This is a genomic window from Egicoccus halophilus (assembly GCF_004300825.1).
GTDB classification, from domain to species: Bacteria; Actinomycetota; Nitriliruptoria; order Nitriliruptorales; family Nitriliruptoraceae; genus Egicoccus; species Egicoccus halophilus.
This window is the reverse complement of record NZ_CP036250.1, coordinates 84,460-104,503: the sequence shown is the minus strand read 5'-3', so window position 1 is coordinate 104,503 and position 20,044 is coordinate 84,460. Positions and strand designations below refer to the sequence as shown.

Sequence of the window (20,044 nt, the reverse complement as noted above, 5' to 3'; positions counted from 1 at the left end):
CGGGAAATTTCGGAGGTCACGATGGACAAGCTCTTGGTCGCCAATCGTGGCGAGATCGCGGTGCGCATCATGCGAGCGGCGAACGAGCTGGACATCCGTACCGTCGCCGTCTATTCACACGAAGACCGTTCCTCGCTCCACCGGCTGAAGGCCGACGAGTCCTACGCAATCGGCGACGCGGGTCACCCCGTGCGGTCGTACCTCGACATCGAGGCCATCGTCGGGCTTGCGGAGCGGGTTGGCGCGGACGCGCTGCACCCCGGGTATGGGTTCCTCTCGGAGAGCGCCGACCTCGCCGAAGCGTGCGCACGGGCGGGTGTCACCTTCGTCGGGCCGACGCCGGCGACGCTGCGCTTGACCGGCGACAAGACCCGGGCCCGGGACTCCGCCGCGGCTGCCGGCCTGCCGGTGCTGCGCGCCTCGGCTCCCGTCGCCGGCGGCTCCGACGCGGTGGACGCCGCCGCCGACCTCGGCTATCCCGTGTTCGTCAAAGCAGCGGCGGGCGGTGGCGGACGGGGCCTTCGTCGGGTGACCGATCCTGGAGAGCTCGTCTCCGCGGTCGAGACCGCCATCCGCGAGGCGGAAGGCGCCTTCGGCGACCCGACCGTCTTTCTGGAACAGGCGATGATCAGGCCTCGTCACATCGAGGTTCAGATCCTCGGCGACGCGGCGGGCAACATCATCCACCTGTTCGAGCGGGATTGCTCCGTCCAGCGCCGCCACCAGAAGGTCATCGAGGTCGCTCCGGCACCGGCACTGGCCGCGGAGCTGCGAGAGCGGCTCTGGCAGGACGCGGTCACCTTCGGGCGTGCGACGAGCTACGAGAACGCCGGCACCGTCGAGTTCTTGGTCGACGAGGCGGGCGACCACCGCTTCATCGAGATGAACCCCCGCATCCAGGTCGAACACACCGTGACCGAGGAGGTCACCGACGTCGACCTGGTGCAGACACAACTGCGACTGGCCGATGGCGCGAGTCTCCCGGAGCTCGGCCTCGAGCAGGAGGCGGTGCGGTGTCGCGGAACCGCGATCCAGTGTCGGATCACCACGGAGGATCCCGCCAACGATTTCCGTCCCGACCTGGGTCGGGTCTCGGCGGTCCGTGACGTCGGGGGCGCCGGGATCCGGGTCGACAGTGCCTCGGTCGAGGTTGGCATGGAGGTCACCCCGTATTTCGACCCCCTGCTCGTCAAGTTGACCGCGCGAGGTCCCGACTTGGCGTCGGCGGCCCGGCGTGCGCGTCGAGCGGTGACGGAGTTCCGGGTCCGCGGCGTGCGCAGCAACACCGCGTTCCTCGCCGCGGTGCTCTCCGAGCCTGACTTCCTCGAAGGCCGCGCCACGACCGCGTTCATCGATGAGCATCCGGCGCTGGTCCGTACAGCCGCCTCCGGGGACCGCACCTCGCGGCTCCTGGAATTCCTCGGCTGGGTCACGGTCAACCATCCGAACGGCGCACGGCCGGCCGGGGTGACCGACCCCGTGCCGAAGCTTCCGGTCGTCACCAGCCGCGGAACGGACGCCGGCCCTGCCGAGGACGCGGGCAGCCGGGTGTTGCTCGACCGCCTCGGGCCGGATGCCTTCGCCGCCCACCTCCGGGAACGGCAGTCACTCGCGGTGACCGACACCACCTACCGCGACGCACACCAATCCCTTCTGGCCACGCGCGTCCGCACCTTCGATCTGGTGACGGCCGCTCGGGTCCAGGCCGGGCTGCTGCCGGGATTGTTCAGTCACGAAGTCTGGGGGGGCGCGACGTACGACGTCGCGCTGCGGTTCTTGCACGAGGACCCGTGGGAGCGCCTTCGCCAGCTTCGACAGGCGTCACCGGACATCTGCCTGCAGATGCTTCTGCGCGGCCAGAACACGGTCGGGTACGGCACCTATCCCACTCCGGTCGTCGAAGCGTTCGTAGACGAGGCTGTGGCGAGCGGCATCGACATCTTCCGGGTGTTCGACGCGCTCAACGACGCCGACCGCATGGCGCCGGCCATCGCGGCGGTCGTGGCCGCCGGACGGGTCGCCGAGGGGACGCTCTGCTACACGGGCGACATGCTCGATCCCGCCGAGACGACCTACGATCTCGATCACTACCTCGGCGTGGCCGACAAGCTGACAGTGGCCGGGGCGCAGGTGCTTTGCGTCAAGGACATGGCCGGGCTCCTGCGACCGCCGGCGGCACAGGTGCTGGTCGAGGCCTTGCGTGAGCGTTTCGCGGCGCCGGTCCACCTGCACACCCACGACACCGCCGGTGGCCAACTCGCGACCTACCTTGCGGCGATCGACGCAGGAGTGGACGCCGTCGACGGCGCCATCGCGTCGATGGCCGGAGGAACGAGCCAGCCCAGCCTGGCCGGCATCGTCGCCGCCACGGACCACACCCGCCGCGCCACAGGCCTCGATCTGGCGACGGTCGGCGCTCTGGAGCCGTACTGGGAAGCCGTGCGGGCCCTGTATGCGCCGTTCGAGGCCGGCCTGGTCGCGCCGACCGGCCGCGTCTACACGCACGAGATCCCGGGGGGACAGCTGTCGAACCTGCGCCAGCAGGCTGCGGCGATGGGCCTGGCCGACCGGTTCGAGGAGATCGAGGAGCTCTACGCGCGCTGCAGCCGGCTTCTCGGGCGCCCAATCAAAGTCACCCCCACCAGCAAGGTGGTCGGCGATCTCGCCCTCTACCTTGCGTCCGCCAACATCGACCCCGACCTGTTGCAGGACCAACCGGAGCGGTTCGACCTTCCCGAGTCCGTGTTGAACTACCTGCGCGGTGATCTCGGAGAACCGCCAGGTGGGTGGCCCGAGCCGTTCCGGTCACGAGTGCTCGATGCACACGGGCGATCGGTCACGGGCCAGCAACCGGACGCGGACGTGCTGCGCAAGGTCAAGGCTGGCAGCGAACGTCAGTCCGCGCTCAGCCACCTGCTGTTCCCCGGCCCGGCGACCGAGTACGTCCGGCATCTCGAGGCCTACGGCGACGTCTCGGTGCTGCCGACGGCGGCGTTCCTCTACGGCCTCGAGGTCGGCGAGGAGGTCGGCGTCGATCTCGGTGCAGGCGTTCGGCTGTACGTCGAACTCGAAGCGGTCACGTCGGCAGACGAACGGGGCATCCGAACGGTCGTCCTGCGGGTGAACGGGCAGACGCGTTTCGTGGAGGTGCTCGACGAGGCGGTCGGCGGCCAGCGGCCCAGCGTCGTGAGGGCCGATCCGAGCGACGCCAGTCAGGTCGCCGCCCCGGTCACCGGTGTGGTGACGGTCGACGTCGGCGAAGGGGATCGCGTCGATCGGGGGCAACGGCTCGCGACGATCGAGGCCATGAAGATGGAATCGGCCGTCGGCGCGCAGATCACGGGCACCGTCGTGACGCTGGCGGCATCGAGCGGCGATCATGTCGAGGCCGGCGACCTGCTCATGATCCTGGGGCCAACCGATGACGGTTGAGACGAATCCAGCCGAAGCCTTCCGTGATGACGGAAATTTCGGCTGGCAGTCGGGCCGCGTGGCGACGATCGCCACGTTGGCGACCGTGGTCAGCGTGCTCCCGATCTTCCTGCTTGGCGGTCTGGCATCGCTCGTTCGGCGAGACCTCGGATTCGACGAAGCCGTCCTCGGCCTGATCACGAGTAGCTTCTTCGCTGCCTGTGCGGTGTTCTCCACCGCTGCTGGCAGTCTGGCCGACCGGATCGGTTCACGCCGTGCGGTTCCGTTCGCCCTCGGACTGAGCATCATCGCGCTCCTCGGCATCGCCACCGTGGCACGATCGTGGGCGGCGCTGGCCGGCTTCATGCTCGTCGGCGGCGCGGGCAACGCCCTCATGCAACCGGCGGCGAACCTCGCCTTGGCGCGTGGCGTGCGGGTCAGGCGTCAAGGCGTGGCCTTCGGCGCGAAGCAGGCCGCGATCCCGGTCGCCACGTTGGTCGCTGGCCTCGCGGTCCCCGTCGTCGGGCTCACCGTGGGCTGGAGATGGGCGTTCGGGGTACTCGCGCTGGCCGCTCTCCCGCTCGCGCCCGTCGCCGCCCGTGGCCTGGCCCCGGAGCCCAAACCCGTCAGGACCAGACGACGTCGAGGTTCCAACCGTCCGCATCGAGGCGACCACCGGCCCCGCGGGCTCCTGGCCGTCGCCGTGGCCGGTGGCTGTGGCGCCGCGGCAGCGAACTCGCTCGGCGCCTTCACCGTCGAGTCGGTCGCCGCTGCCGGTCAACCTCTGGCACGCGCGGGTTTGCTCCTGAGCCTGGGCAGCGTGTTCGCGATCCTGACGAGAGTGTTCGTGGGCTGGTATGCGGATCGCAGCATGGTCGACCAGTTCCGTGTGCTCGCGTCGATGATGATCGTCGGGAGCTTCGCCATGTTCGCGCTCGGCGGTGTGACTGCGATTGGTGTCTTGACGATCGCCGTCATCGCGGCATTCGGCGCGGGCTGGGGGTGGCCAGGGCTGATGCACTTCGCCGTGGTCCGCGAGCATCGTGAGCGTCCGGCCGCAGCGATCGGGATCAGCCAAACTGGTGTCTACATCGGAGGGATCGTCGGTCCCGTGTCCTTCGGATGGTTGGTGAGGACCTCCGGTTACCGGACGGCCTGGACCGTCGCGGCCATCGTCCTGTTACTCGGCGGGACGCTTCTGCACCTCCACCGATGGCTGGCGAGTCGTTGAGCGGCGCCGGTCACGTCTGCGCCTGTCGTCCCGGCATGCCCTCCGCGCCTCGTCGGGGAGAGGGGCTCGTGTGTCCATGACCGGTCCGACCCCCGTGCTCGGGGTGACCTGGAACCCGCACGAGCTCGAACGTGCGGAACTCGACCGTCTCCCCGAGTGGCGGGTCCTCGAGGCGGCCGGTGAGCGCTCGCCTGTGTGGGACCGCGTCGATGCGCTCGCGGCGCTCGCCCGTCACATCAGCCCGGACCTGCTCGATGCACTCCCCGCGCTGCGGCTCGTGCATCTGCCCAATCATGGTGTCGACGGTCTCGAGCGGCCGGACATCGTCCGGCGGCTGCGGGATCGCGGCGTGCAGGTCGCCGCTGCCGCCCAGGCTGGGCCGCCGATCGCCGAGTTCGTCATGATGTGCCTCGTCGCGCTGACGCGACGCCTGGCACTCACCCACGCCGCGATGATCCTTCAGGGGGGCGACCGGTCCGCGGGGTTGCGTCGCCAGCGAATGGACGGGGCCTGGGGCGGTGAACTCCAGAATTCCCATCTCGTCGTGCTCGGCTACGGCACGATCGGGCGGGAGGTGGCTCGCCGGGCGTCGGCCTTCGGGATGCGGGTCACGGCGGTCAAGCGGCGGCCACTCGGGGACCTGCGGGACGAGCCGATCGACGCGTGTCTGCCGAGCGGGCAGATCGAGGTGGCGCTCGAGCAGGCGGACCATCTGGTGGTCTGCGTGCCCCTGAGTCGAGAGACCGAACGACTCCTCGACGCCAGGCGTCTGCGCCTGCTGCCACGGGGCGCCTGCCTCGTGAACGTGGCGCGAGGACGGGTCATCGACGAACGGGCGGCGTTCCAGCTCGTCGCCGACGGCCACCTGGGTGGTGCGGCGTTCGACGTCTGGGCCAACGACGAGGGCGCCGACGGCCTGCAGCCAGACCCGGCGTGGCAGCACCTCAACGTCCTGGCCACGCCCCATTACGCCGCTTCCACCAGGGAAGCGCGGGTGCGTTCGATCCGCTTCATCGCCGACAACGTGCAGCGGTTCCGGGCGGGCGCGACGCTGAGGAATCCCGTGGAACTGGGCACCAGGTGAGGGGAGAGAACACGAGGAGGCCCGGGTGGCGTCCCTCTCGGGACGGCAATCATCGAACGCTGACGAAACGACAAGACGACGGTAAGGAGACATGATCGTGGATGCCGAGCGAACGAAGTCACTGAGCAAGGAACAGACGAAACAGAACGTCCACGTCTACACCGAGCACTACGAGAAGGAACGGATCTACGTCCGCCAGGTGGGCAGCAACCGCTACAGCCTCGCCGCGGAGCGGCGTGAGCGACTGGAGGCCGTGCCGCGAGTCATCACGACGCAGCTCGGCGACGGGCTGCACGACAACTGGCACATCATCGAGCCTGGCGACGACGTCTTCCGCTCGCAGACGCTGCACCTGCACTTCGTCACCATCCAGCCCAACGGTCGCAACGACGGGCATGGGCACCAGAACGAAGCCTTGTTCTACGTGCTCGACGGTCATGGCTACGAGATCCACGACGGCAAGCGCTACGACTGGAAGAAGGGAGACGCGGTCGCCGTCCACAACGACTGTGTGCATTGGCACAACAACCCCGATACGGAGAAGCGCGCCGTCTGCCTGGTGATGAAGCCCAAGCCGCTGTCGCTGTTCCTCGGTCTGTCCTATCAGGGAAAAATCGGCTACAAGCCGGAGAACGATCACCTGTGGGAGCCCCGCTCGGAGTGGCTCACTGCCCGGCCGGAGGGCGATGCCGAGGTTCCGAAGGTCTTTCCAGCGGAGGCCACCCCGTTCGAGTGGGGGCCTTTCGGGTACACGCGACAGATTGCCGGCGAAGGCGTGCCCCTGCGCATCAAGGGCACCGACGCCTACCTGCAGCACATCCCGGCGGGGAGCCGCTCCGGGCGGCGCTGGCGGATGCCCGACGAGATGCTGCTCGTGCTCGAAGGCGAAGGGTACGACCTCCACTGGGACGTCGAGGTTGAGATCGACGACCAGTTCTACGCGCGCATCGCCAAGAAGCCGACCAGATGGGAGTGGAAGGCCGGCGATGTGATCTGGGTACCGCAGAACACGGTGGTGCAGCGGTTCAACACCGGCGAGGGGACTGCCGAGCTCGTCGGCGCGTCCAACCGCGTGTTCAACCAGCTGGGGTACTCGCGCATCCACTACTTCGAGAATGCGCCGGAGTACGACGAATCGCAGGCCGGCGCGGACGCGTCGCGCTGAGACCGACCGTCGTTGTTGCGGAACCCGTTCCTCAGCGGTCTGTGCGGGCTACGGGCTCCGCAACTCCTCGAGGGCCTGCGCGAAGTGCGTGAGCTTGACCGGCGTGTTTCGTTGGAAACCCGCCTCCTGCAAGGCCAGCAACGTCGCGTTCTGGCAGAGGAATGCCAGGTCGGCACCCACCAGTCCGTCCGTACGCGCCACGAGCTCGTCGACCACGGCCGCGACGCCACGGGGATGATCGACGTCGGCCTTGGCGAGGTGGCGTGCCAGGATCTCCGCACGGTCTTGCGCGTCAGGCGGATCGACCCGGAGGTGGACGCCGAAGCGGCCCGGTCGCAGGGCCGCCGGATCCACCTGCGACAGCCGGTTTGTGGCACCGATCACGATGACCTGTTCGCGGTCTTCCATCCCATCGAGCTCTGCAAGCACTTGGTTGACGACACGCTGGGGTGCACGGGTTCCTTCGTGCTCGAGATCGCTACGCATAGGAAGAACGGCGTCGAGTTGGTCGATGAAGATCACGGACGGCGCCGCCCGCCGCGCGACCCCGAACACGTGCCGCACGCTCTCCTCGGATTCGCCCAACCACTGGGAGAATAACTCCGGCCCTTGGATCGGGATGAAGTTGGCGCCGGACTCCCGCGCGATCGCCTGAGCCAGCATGGTCTTGCCGGTGCCGGGGGGGCCGTGGAGCACGACACCGACATTCGCGGACAGACCGGCCTCGGCGAACAGTTCAGGATGCTGGAGCGGCGTTTCCACCAGCTCGCGTAGGCGCTGCTTGACGCGATGCAGTCCGCCGATGTCGTCCCAGGTCATCTCCGGGTACGCGAGAAGCGACTCGCGCATCGCCGAGGGCCGCACCTGCTCGAGCGCGTGCTGGAAGTCGCCGGAGGTCACCACGAGTTCGTCGGGCTCGGGATAGCTCGCGACCGATGGCGCTTCCACGAATCGCGAGGCCGCGCGTCGAAGCGCGTTGAGGCCGGCTTCCCGTCCGAGCTCCATCAGGTCGGCGCCGACGTAGCCGTATGCGCGCCGTGCGACATCGGGAAGCGAGTCGATCGCATCGTCACTGAGCGGCATCTCGCGCGTCTTGACGCGCAGGATCTGCTCTCGGGCAGCGGTGCTCGGGGTCGGGAAATATACCTCCCGGTCAAATCGTCCCGCGCGCCGCAACGCCGGATCGATGGTGTCGATCCGGTTGGTGGTCCCGATCACGATCACGCCCTCGACCCTCGTGAGACCGTCCAGCAGCGCCAGCAACTGGGTCACCGAGCGGGCGTCGGACTGCGTGGACGCCATTCGTCGAAACGGCGCAATCGCATCCAACTCGTCGATGAAGATGATCGACGGCGGATTCAGGCTCGCTTCGGCGAAGACCTTGCGTAGGTTCGCCTCGGTCTCTCCGGAGAATGTCCCGACGATCTCGGGGCCGTTGATGTAGAAGAGCTGGGCATTGATCTCGTTGGCCACGCTGCGTGCGAGCAGCGTCTTGCCCGTCCCCGGCGCACCGTAGAAGATCACGCCCCTCGGCGGGTCGATGCCCAGCTGACGGTAGACCTGCGGGAACACCAAGGGCAGCTCGACGAACTCCCGGACCTCCCGGATCTGCTGGTCGAGCCCGCCCACGTCCTCGAACGTGGTGTCGATGACCGTCTCGGCCGCTGCGTCGTGGTCGTGGTCGTGGTCCGAGTCGCCGTGATGGTGGTGGTCCTGATCGATCAGCCAGATCGTGGTCTGATCGGTGACGACCCCCTCGTTGTGCTCGTCTCCCTGGACGAAATGGACGTGGAAGTTGATGCCGGCCAAAGCGTCGCTGGTCGGCACGTAGAGCATCATTCCCGAGCGCACGGCGATGCGTTGCTCGACGAGTTCGCGCTTCAACGCGCTGACGATGTTCGAATCACCGTGCGCGCTGAGGTCGACACCGGGGATCAGGCCGAGTTCGGTCGCCGAGCCGGGCTCGACCACCTCCAACGCGATCTGCTCGTGGGGGAACGCCTTGAGCGCCTGACGGGTGAAGCGGTCGATCCGTAGCGACCGGCCGTGCGCGGTGGTCTCGTCGGCCACGCGGCAGAGCGCCTGGCGGCCGCGCTCGGTCGTGATCCTCACCACCTCCCCGTCCGCGTTCCCCAGTTCGGCGCGTACGGAGGTTCCGAGCGCCGCGCGGCACAGCAGATTGCTGCGGTAGTCGAGCGGTCGCGGGTCCACGATGGCGGAGATCATTTTCTGTTCGGCCTTCGTTACTCGGCACCCCGGGCGTCAGGACTGCGGCCAGACGTCCCGGGGCCTGGTCAGGCGGCGTCCACGCGGCGGAGGTGCGGGCGGTTCGGTCGATCACGCCCAGGGTCGACCCCGGGTCAATCCTCCGTCGACGAGGATCGTCTGCCCGGTGATGTAGCCGGCCTCGGGGGACGCCAGGAACGCGACCAGGGCCCCTATCTCCTCGGGTCGAGCGATCCGGCCCATGGGGATGGCCGCAGCGGACGAGCGCCGGATCTCCTCCAAGGTCGCACCACGTCGATCGGCGGTCGCCTCGTCCGTGGCGCGCAGACGCTCGGTGTCGGTTCTTCCGGGCCCGACCAGATTGAACGTGATTCCCGCCGGGCCCAGTTCCACGGCCAGCGAGGCGACGAGGCCCTTGAGGGCGGGTCGTAGTGCGTTCGAAATCGAGAGGCGCTCGATCGGTCGTTCGACGCTGGACGAGCCGATGACGATGAAGCGTGGCTGGGCCGAGTCGCGGAGTCGATCGAGAAAGGCGCGCAGGTAACGCAAGGGCCCGAGCAGCAGTTCCTCGAACCCGTCCTGCCATTCGGCGTCGGTCAGATCCTGGACGAGTCCCTTCGGTGGTCCGCCCGAGTTGATGACGATGGCATCGAGGCGCCCGAGCTGGTCGTCGACGGTGGTCACCAGCTGGTTGAGGTCGTCGACCGACGTCACGTCGGCGACGACGGGGACGACCCGACCGTCGTGACGTCGGAGCTCTTCGGCTGCGGCCTCGAGCGAACCTGCGCTTCGCCCCGTTATGCAGAGATCGAAGCCATCGGCCGCCAGCGCTTCGGCGCAGGCTCGGCCGATCCCTTTGCTCGCGCCGGTTACCAACGCGACTGATCGGGCACCCAACGGACCATCCTCTGCCTCGGCGACACGGAGCGGCTTGCCAGCGCAGGCCGCGTTGGTTGACGGTAGTCGATGGTTAGACCATAATCCATTGCCCCGGGAGTGGACTGCTGCTCGACGGGACCGCACGGGAGGCCGGAGGGACACGGCGCACGCGCCCGAGACCGCGTCAGATGCTTCCCGCAGTATCCGCGCCAGAGGGAGAAGTGGATGCCACAGCCAGATCAAACCGATCGAGCCGACGCGGCCCGGACACCAGTGCTGCGCCTGCGCAACGTGGAGAAGGCGTTCGGTGACGTCCGTGCCGTCAACGACGTCAGCTTCGATGTGCACGAGGGCGAGATCCTCACCCTTCTGGGTCCGAGCGGCTGCGGAAAGAGCACCACACTGCGGCTCGTCATGGGTCTGGAACGTGCCACCGGTGGGCAGATCGAGTACCAGGGCAAGGTCTTGGATTCCGACGATGGTTTCGTCCCGCCGCACAAGCGGTCGATGGGGATGGTGTTCCAGAGCTACGCCATCTGGCCGCACATGACGGTCGCCAAGAACATCGCGTACCCGCTCAAACTGCGCAAGCGTCCGAAGAAGGAGATCGACGCGGCCATCGAGCGGGTGCTCGCGCTCGTGGGCATGGAGGGCATGCAGGACCGCCCTGGGACGAAGCTCAGTGGCGGTCAGATGCAACGCGTCGCGCTCGCCCGCGCCCTCGTCTACGAACCCAAACTGCTGCTGCTCGACGAGCCGTTCAGCAATCTGGACGCCCAGCTACGAGAACACATGCGCGCCGAGGTGAAATCGCTGCAGCGGCGCCTCGGACTGACGGTCCTGTTCGTCACCCACGACCAGACCGAGGCCCTCAGCATGTCCAACTCGATCGTGCTGATGCGTACGGGGAGGATCATCCAGGTGGCCGATCCCAAGACGATGTACAACGAACCGACCGAACAGTTCGTTCGCGACTTCGTCGGCCACACCATCATCCTCGCCGGAGAACTGGTCGGCGTCGGTGAGCAGACCGCTCGTGTGCGGTTCCCCAGCGGGGACGAGGTCTCCGGGCAGATCCGCCACCGTGAGACGCTCGAGGTGGGCAACCGCGCCGAAGTGGCCATCCGACCCGAGAAGGTCCAGATCCACCCATGCGACAGCGGCGCGTCCGGCGTGCCGGCCGAGGTCGAGGTCGTGCTGTTCATCGGCAACCACTACGAACTGCAACTCAAGACCTCGTGGGGCCTGGAGTTCTTGGTGGTCGTCGGTGTGGAGCGGGAGTGGCACGAAGGCGAACGCGTCATCGTGGAATTGCCACCCGAGTGGACGCAGGTGTGGTCGGTGACCGACATCGACGGCACGGAGCAGTCGAGCGCGCAGCGCCAGGCAGCAATGGAGGGAGTCGTCTGACGATCGCGATCGTCGGACGACCACACCAGTGGTACGCACGTCGGATCGCCCGACGCGTTGTCGGCAACAGGGAGAGACCCCGTGAGCATGGCCAAAACTGCAGCACCCATTCGCCGAGTGCGCCGGGCGACGGTGGGCCTTGTCGCCCTGGCGCTGGCGCTCGCCGCCTGTGGCGGTGACGACGCCTTCGAGGAAGAGATCGGAGGCGACACCGGTGTTACCGACACCGACACCGACACCGACACCGACACCGACACCGACACCGACGAAGCCGCTGCAGGGACGAACGATCTCGGCGTCGCTGGAAGCTGGGACGAGATCGTCGCAGCCGCTGCGGACGAAGGGGAGTTGGTCATCTCCGTGCACCGCGGTTCCGGTTACGAGGACTGGTGCCAGGAAGTCATCGCCGCGATGGCGGACTATGACATCGACGTCGACTGCACCGCCAACTCCCCGAGCGACTACGTCGGACGCGTGATCGCTGAACAGCAGGCGGGCGAGTTCCTTTGGGACCTCGTGGTGGCCGCCACCGGCAACATCCAGGCCTCGCTCGTGCCCATCGCGGGGGTCCAGGAGCTCGGGCCTTGGCTGGACGTCCTAGAGGATGAATCCATCCGCGAGGAGGACAACTGGGTCGGTGGCCTGGTCTACAGCGACGAGTCGAACCGGGTTTTCCTCCACGAGTACGTCCTCAGTGGGGGTGCCTACGTCAACACCGACCTCCTGGGCGAGGATGCCCAGCCAACCGACTTGTACGACGAGTCTCTGCAGGGGCAGATCGTCTCGCGGGACCCCACGAACGTCAACGGGGGCAGCATGAGCCTCGCGTGGTTCCTCGCGCAGCCGGAATTCGGTGAGGAGTCCTTGCGTGAACTCGTCCACGACCAGCGAATGGTCTTCGTGGAGGATCCGAGCACGATGCTGCAGTGGGTCGCCGATGGTCGCGCGGCCGTGGGCTTCGGTGCCAACGTTGACGACCTCGAGGATCTGCAGGACGCGGGACTCGCCGAGAACGTCATCCAAACCGATTGGGCCCAGTACGTCGTGGCGTACGGTACTGCCGTGCTCGCCGACAATCCCAATCCGAACGCCACCGCGGTCTTCCTCAACTGGCACCTCAGCCAGGAGGGCCAGCAAGTTTGGACCGACGTGACGCGCTTCAACTCGTCGAGCCGTCGGGTGGGTGTGGAGTTCCCCGCCCCCGACGCCTCGCCGCAGTACGACGACATGTCCCAGTACCCGCCCGTCATCGGGACCGCCGAGGGGACCGAGAGTGTCGAGCGGGTGAACGAAATCGCCCTGGACGGCTGAAGCCGTCCCGCTGCCCCCGCCATCCAACGCGACGGCGGGGGCAGCCAGGGCCAGATGTCGCACGAGACGTCGTGGCGTCGGCGCATCGCGAGGCGCACCCCGCCGTCACGGAAAGAGACCGAGGATGTCGCAAGTCACGCCAGAGACGGTGGCTGAAATCGAGGAGCTCACGCCGCACGATGGTATCGGCTCGCCCAAGCGCGGCTGGCGTCAGCGGCTGTTCGGGCGCGTGACCCGAGGCGCAGGCCAGCACTGGTCGGTGCCGTTCCTGGTCCTTGTCGCCTTCATCGCCTTGCTCGTCATCGGGCCCATCCTCATCATGCTGCAGATCTCGCTGCAGGAGGGAGCTTTCGGTGCCAGCACGGGCTATGGCTTCGAGGCTTGGCGGGAGGTCATGGCCAACTCCCGCATCCGCTCGTCCTTGTTGACGACGATCAACATCTCGCTGACGCGACAAACGATCGCGATGATCGTCGGGGTCTGGCTGTCGTGGGTGATCGCCCGCACCGATCTGCCGTACGCGAAGGTGCTCGAGTATGGCTTCTGGGTGGCCGTATTCCTGCCCGGGCTGACCGTCACGCTGTCGTGGATCATGGTCTTCGACCCCTTCTACGGCGTCGCCAACCGCGCACTGGAAGCACTGCCCTTCATCCAGAACGGACCGTTCGACATCTACTCCTGGTGGGGCATCGTCTGGGTTCACCTGGTCTCGGGGACCCTGCCGGTGAAGGTCATGCTGTTGACCCCGGCGTTCCGCAACCTCGACGCGGCGCTGGAGGAGGCATCGCGCTCCTCGGGGGCCACGAGCGGGCAGACGATGCGGCATGTCGTCATCCCATTGGTGGCGCCCACGCTGCTCGTGGCGCTTGTGCTCGGGACGATTCGCTCACTCGAAGCATTCGAGATCGAACTCATCCTCGGGACACCACGTCGGATCGACGTCCTGAGCACCGAGATCTACCGCCTCGTCCGGCGTTCGACTCCGCAGTACTCGACCGCCACCGTCGTCGGCATGATCTCGCTCGTCCTCATGCTCCCCGCCGTGGTGTTCCAACGCATCTACACGGCACGTCGCGGGCACGCCACGCTGACAGGAAAGTCGACCAACGTCCCCCGGCCGCTGGGCAAGTGGAAGTGGCCGACCTTCGCGCTGATCGCGAGCATGGTTTTCATCATGACCATCTTTCCCATGGCGATGGTCATCATGGGGACGTTCATGAACATTTTCGGCCGTTTCGACGCGACGCCGACCTGGACGCTCGACAACTGGACGACGATCCTCAACAACCGCGCGTTCACCGGCGCGCTGTGGAACTCCACCGTGCTGTCGTTCGGCACGGCCTTCGTGGCGATGGTGATCTTCTCCGTGATCGCCTACACGGTCGTGCGGACGCAACTCAAGGGACGTGTCTTCCTCGACTACATGGTGTGGTTGCCATCGATGCTTCCGGGCATCGTGATCAGCCTCGGCTACCTGATCCTGTTCATCAACGTGCCCTTTCTGCGACCGATGTTCGGCACGATGTCGATCCTGATCGTCGTAGCCGCGCTCGGTGCGATGACGCTGACCACCCAGATGGTCAAGGCCAGCCTGATCCAGATCGGCGCAGAACTCGAAGAGGCATCGCGCGCGTCCGGCGGAAACTGGTTCTACACCTTCCGTCGCGTGGTGCTGCCGCTGATCGCGCCCACCTTGGCGGTGGTCGGCGTCTTGGCGTTCTCCACCGCGGTCAAGACGACCGGCCACGTCGCCCTGCTCTCGACCAGTCGGAACCAGCCACTGTCGATCCTGCAGCTCAACCAGATGGCTGACTTCAACCTCGAGGCCGCCTCGGTGGTGGGTGTCTTCATCCTGATCGGCACCGTGGGCGTCGCCCTGGTCGCACGCTTGCTCGGCTTCAAGGCCCGAGGTTGACCAACCCCTGCCCAACCGAAGCGGAGGGAGCGGGAAAGCGCCCCCTCGACGCGAAGTCCTCCGGCACGCCACCCGCGTCGCGCCGGGCGGACGGCGAAGACGACCGCCCGAGCACATCAGCCGCGACCGAGCCGCGTAGTGCCTGGCAGCTTGTGTTCGACCGGGCTTACGGGCCATTCTTCGCCAGCAAGCTCGTGACCTCCACGGCGATCTGGCTCACCAACGTCGTGTCCGCCATCCTGATGTACGAGTTGACGCGATCGGCCATAATGGTCGGTGCGGTCAGCATGGCGCAGTTCCTCCCGCAGACGCTGCTGGCACCGTGGGCAGGCGCCCTCAGCGACCGCCACCCGAGGCGCGCGGTGCTTGGCGCGAGCAAGCTGCTGACCTCGGGGAGCTTGTTGACGCTGGCGGCCCTCATCCGGTTCGACGGTGTCGAGGCGCTCGCTGGGGGACTGCTCATACTCGTGGCGACGGCCATCATCGGCGTCGGTCTGGCCTTGGCGAATCCTGCCATGCAGGCCATCATCCCGAGCCTGGTGAGCGCCCGCGACCTTCCGGTCGCTGTGGCACTCAACTCCACCACGGCGGCAATCGCCCGTGCGGTCGGGCCCGCGCTCGGGGCGCTGCTCTACGCCGGTCTCGGGCCGGCGGCCGGCTATACCGTGGCGGCGGCCGGTCACGTCCTCTTCGTCATCACCGTGCTGTGGATCATCCATATCCCGAGCGTCGATGCAGCCACCGAACGCTCGGTCTGGGCGGGGCTCCGCTACGCCTGGTCCCATCGGGAGATGCGCGCGTTGCTGCTGGGCGTGGCGGTCATCGGGATCGTGGTCGACCCGGTCATCACCCTGACACCGCCACTGGCCGATGCCCTGGGTGCGTCCGAGGTACTGGTCGGCGTCATGGCCTCCGCATTCGGCATCGGCTCGTTCCTGTCTATCACCGTCTTCGCCGCGATCCGCCGGCGCGTCGGGATCGCGGGTGTCGGCGCGACCGGGTTCTTTCTCCTGGCCAGCGGCAACGCCGTGCTCGTCGTGATCGCGTCTCCGGCGTTGTCGGTGCTGGGGATGTTCATCGCCGGAACCGGCTTCCTGCTCGCGACGAGTTCGCTGACGACGCGGATCCAACTCATCGTCCCTGAACAGCTTCGCGGCCGCGTGATGGCCCTGTGGGGCGTCGCGTTCCTGGGGACCCGGCCGTTCGCCGCTGCGGTGAACGGGCTCGTCGCGGACGTCGCGTCGCTGCACGTCGGGTTCGGACTCACGGCGGCACTCGCCCTGGGGGCGGCGGTCACCCTCGTGCGTCATACGGCGCGGACGTCGACATCGTGAGTGGACCTGCACGGACTCGCCCGGGTGCCTGCGAGGCAGCCGTGCGCGCAACTCGAGGGAGAACGACATGACGGCAGAGAAGATTCTCGTCACGGGCGGTTTCGGCGCCATCGGCTCGTGGGTGACACGGTTGCTGGTCGAGGACGGCCATGACGTGACGGTGTTCAGCCGGCGTCGTGACCTTCGTCTCCTTCCAGAGATGGGGGACGCGGTCCAGCACGTCGCGGGCAGCATCCTGGACCGGGAGACGATCGACCGAGCACTCGCCACCAGCTCGATCGACCGGGTCATCCACTGCGCGGCTGCACTCTCGTCCAGTGCCGAGAAGGACCCGCGTCTGGCCTACGAGACCAACGTCATCGGGAGCCTGAACATCTTCGAGGCCGCGCGGGATGCGGGCATCGGCCGCGTCGTCTACACGTCCACGAAGGGCGTCTACGGACGGCTGCCTGCCGAGCATGGCCCGCCGCAGTTCGCCCCGATCCATGAGGGGGTCGAGGGGACGCCGATGCACGTGTACGGCGCCTCGAAGAAGGCACTCGAGGCGGCTGCGGATCACTGTCGCAGGCTGTGGGGCCTGGAGATCATCGCGCTACGACTCGGTTCCACGTTCGGTCCGGGAAAGGGGGGGCAGCACGCGGGGTACGCCGGCCTGAAGGCACAGATCGTCGATGCCGCCCTCGCCGGCCGTCACCTGAGGATCGACAATGCCGACGTCGCAGATGACGTCGTGTACAACGCCGACGTCGGTCGCGGCCATGTGCTCGCGGCCTTCGCGCCGCCATCGACCGATGGGGTTTTCAACATCGCGAGTGGTCAACTCACGACCCTACGGGCGTGGGCCGAGGAGGTGATGCGACAGTGTCCCGATCATCGACTGGAGTTCGGTGACCACGACGAGACGAAGATCGCGAGTGCGACGCAAGGCGTGATGGACATTCAGCGCGCACGGCGTGAACTCGGGTATGAGCCGGCGTTTCCCGGGGTGAGCGGGGTCGCCGACTACGTGACGCGTGAACGCGCCGTCCGTGGAGGGCTGGTATGAGTCGCACCGACGATGCGTTGGAGATCGACTGGCACCGTGTCGTCCTGCCTGGCCTCGGCGCGGAATCGACGGTGTTGGTGGCCGGGGCTGGGGGCGCGATCGGTCGGCGGGTGGCCTTCGCTCTGGGGGCGCTCGGTGGGAACGTCGTCCTCATGGGACGGACCGAACCCGGACTCGAGGAGACTGCCGATCTGATCGCTGCGCCGGACCGCGTCGCGATCGTTGCGGGGGATATCGCCGCGGAGGCGGATGGCCGCCGTGCCGTCGAGGCCGCGGTGGCGAGGTTCGGTGGTCTGACGGGCGTCGTCAACGCTGCCGCCGTCAGTGACGCCGGCCTGCCGTTCGGGTCCATCGATCGCGCGGCGATCGACCAGGTCATGGGGCCGAACCTCTTCGGCGCGATCTTCCTGAGCCAGGCGGCGTTCCCGGCCCTGCGAGAGAGCGGGGGCGGCAGCATCGTGCACGTCGGCTCCGTCGAGGCGTACCGGGCCCAACCCGGCAAGCTCCTCTACGGGACCAGCAAGGCGGCGCTCCTGCGGGTCGCGTCGCAGCTGGCGATCGAGGGCGGCCCGGACGGCATTCGTGTGAACTGCGTGAGTGCTGGCCAGACCCCGACGCCACTCATCGCGCACGACGCCACGCCGGGCTCGCCGCGTCTGCGCCCCGCGTCGAACGCGGCTTCGCTCGGAGCCGAGTCGATCCCGATCGGGCGGCGGGGGGTGCTCGACGACTATGTCGGGGTCACCTTCTTCCTGCTGTCCGATCTGGCGGCGTACGTGACCGGCAAGGATGTGCCCGCGGAGGGCGGCGTCCTGAATCGGCGCCTGCGCTGACCGACACGGCGTCGTCGCGCCTCGCCGGGACTACGCACTCGTCGGGACGTCGTAGGCCGGCAGGGTCCGGGTGAACTTGGCCACGGCTCCGGCCACGAGCACGGGCACCACGCCACCCAGGGTCAGGGCGAGCGTCGGCCCGAGGACCCCGGCGACGGCCCCGATGTGCAGGGTCCCCAAGGCCGGGCCGCCGCGCGTCGCCATCTGCTGGATGGATGACACCCGGCCCCGGAGTTCGTCGGGGATCTCGACCTGTACCGCCGCCTGCCTGACGGTCGAGCCCATCGCGTCGAACGCCCCGATGGCGAGGGCCGCCGCGATCGCCAGCAGCAACCCCCGGGACTGCGCCAACATGATGCACGCGAGCCCGTACGCAGCGACGGACCAGATGACGACGTGCCCGCCTCGCAACCGGTGCATCGACCGGAAGATGAACCAGGACCCGAGGAGCGCTCCCGCGGGGACGGCCGACATCAACAACCCGTAGCCGGTGGGGCCGACACCGAGGATGTCCTCGGCGATCGCGGGGATCACCGCCATGTAGGCCCCGAACAACATGGCGACGACGTCCATGCCCAAAAGTTGCCACACGATCGGCCGACGACGTACGTACCCGAAGCCGTCGAGGATGCTCCGCGCCAGAGTCGGATGATCACTGCGACGTGGTGCCGGCGTGATCTTCAGCACCGCGAGACTCACGATGAGTACGAGGTAGGTCCCGGCATCGACGGCATACATCAGCCCCGGCCCGCCAATCGCGACGAGCACGCCGCCGAGGGCGGGGCCGACCATGAACGCGAGTTCGCGACCCGGGGTGACGAGCGCGAAGGCCTTGACAAGCTGGTGTCGGGGGACGATGCCGGGTATGAGCGCCCGACGGGCCGGCATGTCGAACGTCGACGCCCCGGTGTTGAGCAGGACGGCCACGTAGATGTGTAGCGGGGTGACCACGCCCAGGTAGGTGGCCGCGGCCAGTCCAGCGCTGGTCAGGAGCGACACGCCCTGCATGACCTGGACGAGGGTGCGGCGATCGACACGGTCGGCGATGGCACCGCCCAGGGGACCGAGCGAGATGACGGCCACGAACTGGAACAGACCGACCAGGCCGACGAAGAGACTCGACTCGGTGAGCAGGTAGACATGGTAGAGGTTGATGGCAAGCGTGCCACGGACGCCGACCTCCGAGAGCGTGACACCCGCGAAATACAGCAGGAAGTCGCGGTCTCGGACCGGGCTGTCGCTGACTCGTGACATGTGCACCCCCTGCTGCTCGACGGGTTGGCGGCACCCGGTCCGGGTGACCGCCGACGTCGGCTCGCCCCCAGGCCGTGATGGCCCCGGCGACGAGTCAACGGCCGGATCCGGCCCGCCCGGTCGGTGACGACGAATTCGCGTGGGAGCCCCCGACGCGTGGGCCGGGGAAGCCGTCGACGGCGGCGGCGTGCATGCGCCCGCCGTCGACGGTGACGAACGAATTGGTGAGATAGCTCGCGTCGTCCGACGCCAGGAACCGGACGACGCTCGCGATCTCTTCGGGGCGGCCGATCCGACCCAGCGGGATCGTTGGTGTCGACGTTGACCGGCGACCGAGCTCGCGCTGCCCGACAGGACTCCCGACCTGGCCCGACACGACGGCGTTCACGCGGATGCCCCGACCCGCCAGGTCCAGTGCCGCCTGACGAGTGAGTGCGTCCATTGCGGCCTTCGACGCCGCATATGCGCCGCGCCCGATGGCTGGTTGGGGGACGAGAGAGGTCGTGATATTGACGATGGCGCCGCCGTCGGGCATCAAGGGCACGGCCTGCTGGATGGTGCGCAGGACGGCGGTGGCGTTGATGGCCATGGCGCGCGTCCACTCCTCCAGTTCGAGCTCGAGCAGGTGAGTGCGCGACGTGGTGGCCGCGGAGTTCACGAGAATGTCGAGACGTCCATGGCGCCGCCCGATTTGCTCGAACATGGCGTCGATCTCGTCGAGGTTCGCGAGATCCCCGGTGACGACGTCGCCGTCGAGCTCCGCGGCAACGGGCTCGGCACGCGCCGGGTCGCGTCCGTGAACGACGACGAGGGCGCCGTGTGCGGCCAGCTCACGCGCTGTGGCAAGACCGATGTTGCTCGTGGAGCCGGTGACGAGCGCGATCCTTCCCGCCAGCAGTTCTGTCACGATGCCCTCCTCTGTCCACGGTCTGACCTTTACACCACA

Annotated in this window: 14 protein-coding genes; 10 read left to right on the top strand and 4 right to left on the bottom strand. The window is 67.8% G+C overall.

What is annotated here, in order from left to right; translation table 11 throughout:
* The first annotated feature begins 21 nt into the window (after positions 1-21).
* From ELR47_RS00505 to ELR47_RS00490, 4 genes are all read left to right on the top strand, one after another.
* Positions 22-3,432 (top strand): pyruvate carboxylase, encoded by a 3,411-nt coding sequence (locus ELR47_RS00505; RefSeq protein WP_130648112.1) that lies wholly within the window; start codon positions 22-24, stop codon positions 3,430-3,432.
* Positions 3,422-4,642 carry an MFS transporter gene (locus ELR47_RS00500; RefSeq protein ID WP_130648111.1) on the top strand — a complete coding sequence of 407 codons (1,221 nt, stop codon included), beginning with the start codon at positions 3,422-3,424 and terminating at the stop codon, positions 4,640-4,642. The genes ELR47_RS00505 and ELR47_RS00500 overlap by 11 nt, the downstream gene beginning before the upstream one ends.
* A 76-nt stretch (positions 4,643-4,718) precedes the next feature.
* A complete protein-coding gene (locus ELR47_RS00495; protein WP_130648110.1) occupies positions 4,719-5,726 on the top strand; it encodes an NAD(P)-dependent oxidoreductase in 1,008 nt (335 codons plus the stop codon).
* A 97-nt stretch (positions 5,727-5,823) separates the two neighbouring features.
* Positions 5,824-6,891 (top strand): cupin domain-containing protein, encoded by a 1,068-nt coding sequence (locus ELR47_RS00490; protein ID WP_165403746.1) that lies wholly within the window; start codon positions 5,824-5,826, stop codon positions 6,889-6,891.
* Between the two features lie 48 nt (positions 6,892-6,939).
* Here the strand turns inward: ELR47_RS00490 and ELR47_RS00485 are convergent, their stop codons facing one another.
* Together ELR47_RS00485 and ELR47_RS18055 are read right to left on the bottom strand one after the other, a co-directional pair.
* Entirely contained in the window at positions 6,940-9,117 is a 2,178-nt protein-coding gene (locus ELR47_RS00485) for an AAA family ATPase (protein ID WP_130648108.1), read from the bottom strand.
* A gap of 111 nt (positions 9,118-9,228) precedes the next feature.
* On the bottom strand, positions 9,229-10,014 hold the full coding sequence (locus ELR47_RS18055; RefSeq protein WP_165403745.1) for an SDR family oxidoreductase: 786 nt from the start codon (positions 10,012-10,014) through the stop codon (positions 9,229-9,231).
* Positions 10,015-10,221: 207 nt separating this feature from the next.
* Here ELR47_RS18055 and ELR47_RS00475 point away from each other — a divergent pair, with 207 nt between their 5' ends.
* The 6 genes from ELR47_RS00475 (at position 10,222) to ELR47_RS00445 (ending at position 17,844) form a co-directional block, all read left to right on the top strand.
* A complete protein-coding gene (locus tag ELR47_RS00475; protein ID WP_130648106.1) occupies positions 10,222-11,406 on the top strand; it encodes an ABC transporter ATP-binding protein in 1,185 nt (394 codons plus the stop codon).
* An 87-nt stretch (positions 11,407-11,493) separates the two neighbouring features.
* Positions 11,494-12,717 carry an ABC transporter substrate-binding protein gene (locus ELR47_RS00465; RefSeq protein WP_338031010.1) on the top strand — a complete coding sequence of 408 codons (1,224 nt, stop codon included), beginning with the start codon at positions 11,494-11,496 and terminating at the stop codon, positions 12,715-12,717.
* A gap of 124 nt (positions 12,718-12,841) precedes the next feature.
* On the top strand, positions 12,842-14,632 hold the full coding sequence (locus ELR47_RS00460) for an ABC transporter permease (RefSeq protein WP_130648103.1): 1,791 nt from the start codon (positions 12,842-12,844) through the stop codon (positions 14,630-14,632).
* Positions 14,629-15,966: an MFS transporter gene (locus ELR47_RS00455; RefSeq protein ID WP_130648102.1), complete on the top strand. Its 1,338-nt coding sequence runs from the start codon at positions 14,629-14,631 to the stop codon at positions 15,964-15,966. Before ELR47_RS00460 ends, ELR47_RS00455 begins: the two co-directional genes overlap by 4 nt.
* A 67-nt stretch (positions 15,967-16,033) precedes the next feature.
* The gene (locus ELR47_RS00450; protein WP_130648101.1) at positions 16,034-17,011 is read left to right on the top strand and encodes an NAD-dependent epimerase/dehydratase family protein; all 978 of its coding nucleotides are present in this window, start codon (positions 16,034-16,036) and stop codon (positions 17,009-17,011) included.
* On the top strand, positions 17,008-17,844 hold the full coding sequence (locus tag ELR47_RS00445) for an SDR family NAD(P)-dependent oxidoreductase (RefSeq protein ID WP_130648100.1): 837 nt from the start codon (positions 17,008-17,010) through the stop codon (positions 17,842-17,844). Before ELR47_RS00450 ends, ELR47_RS00445 begins: the two co-directional genes overlap by 4 nt.
* A gap of 30 nt (positions 17,845-17,874) precedes the next feature.
* Here ELR47_RS00445 and ELR47_RS00440 read toward each other — a convergent pair whose 3' ends face one another.
* Positions 17,875-19,098 carry an MFS transporter gene (locus tag ELR47_RS00440; protein WP_130648099.1) on the bottom strand — a complete coding sequence of 408 codons (1,224 nt, stop codon included), beginning with the start codon at positions 19,096-19,098 and terminating at the stop codon, positions 17,875-17,877.
* Positions 19,099-19,192: 94 nt separating this feature from the next.
* Positions 19,193-20,005 (bottom strand): SDR family NAD(P)-dependent oxidoreductase, encoded by an 813-nt coding sequence (locus ELR47_RS00435; RefSeq protein WP_165403744.1) that lies wholly within the window; start codon positions 20,003-20,005, stop codon positions 19,193-19,195.
* Positions 20,006-20,044: the final 39 nt, after the last annotated feature.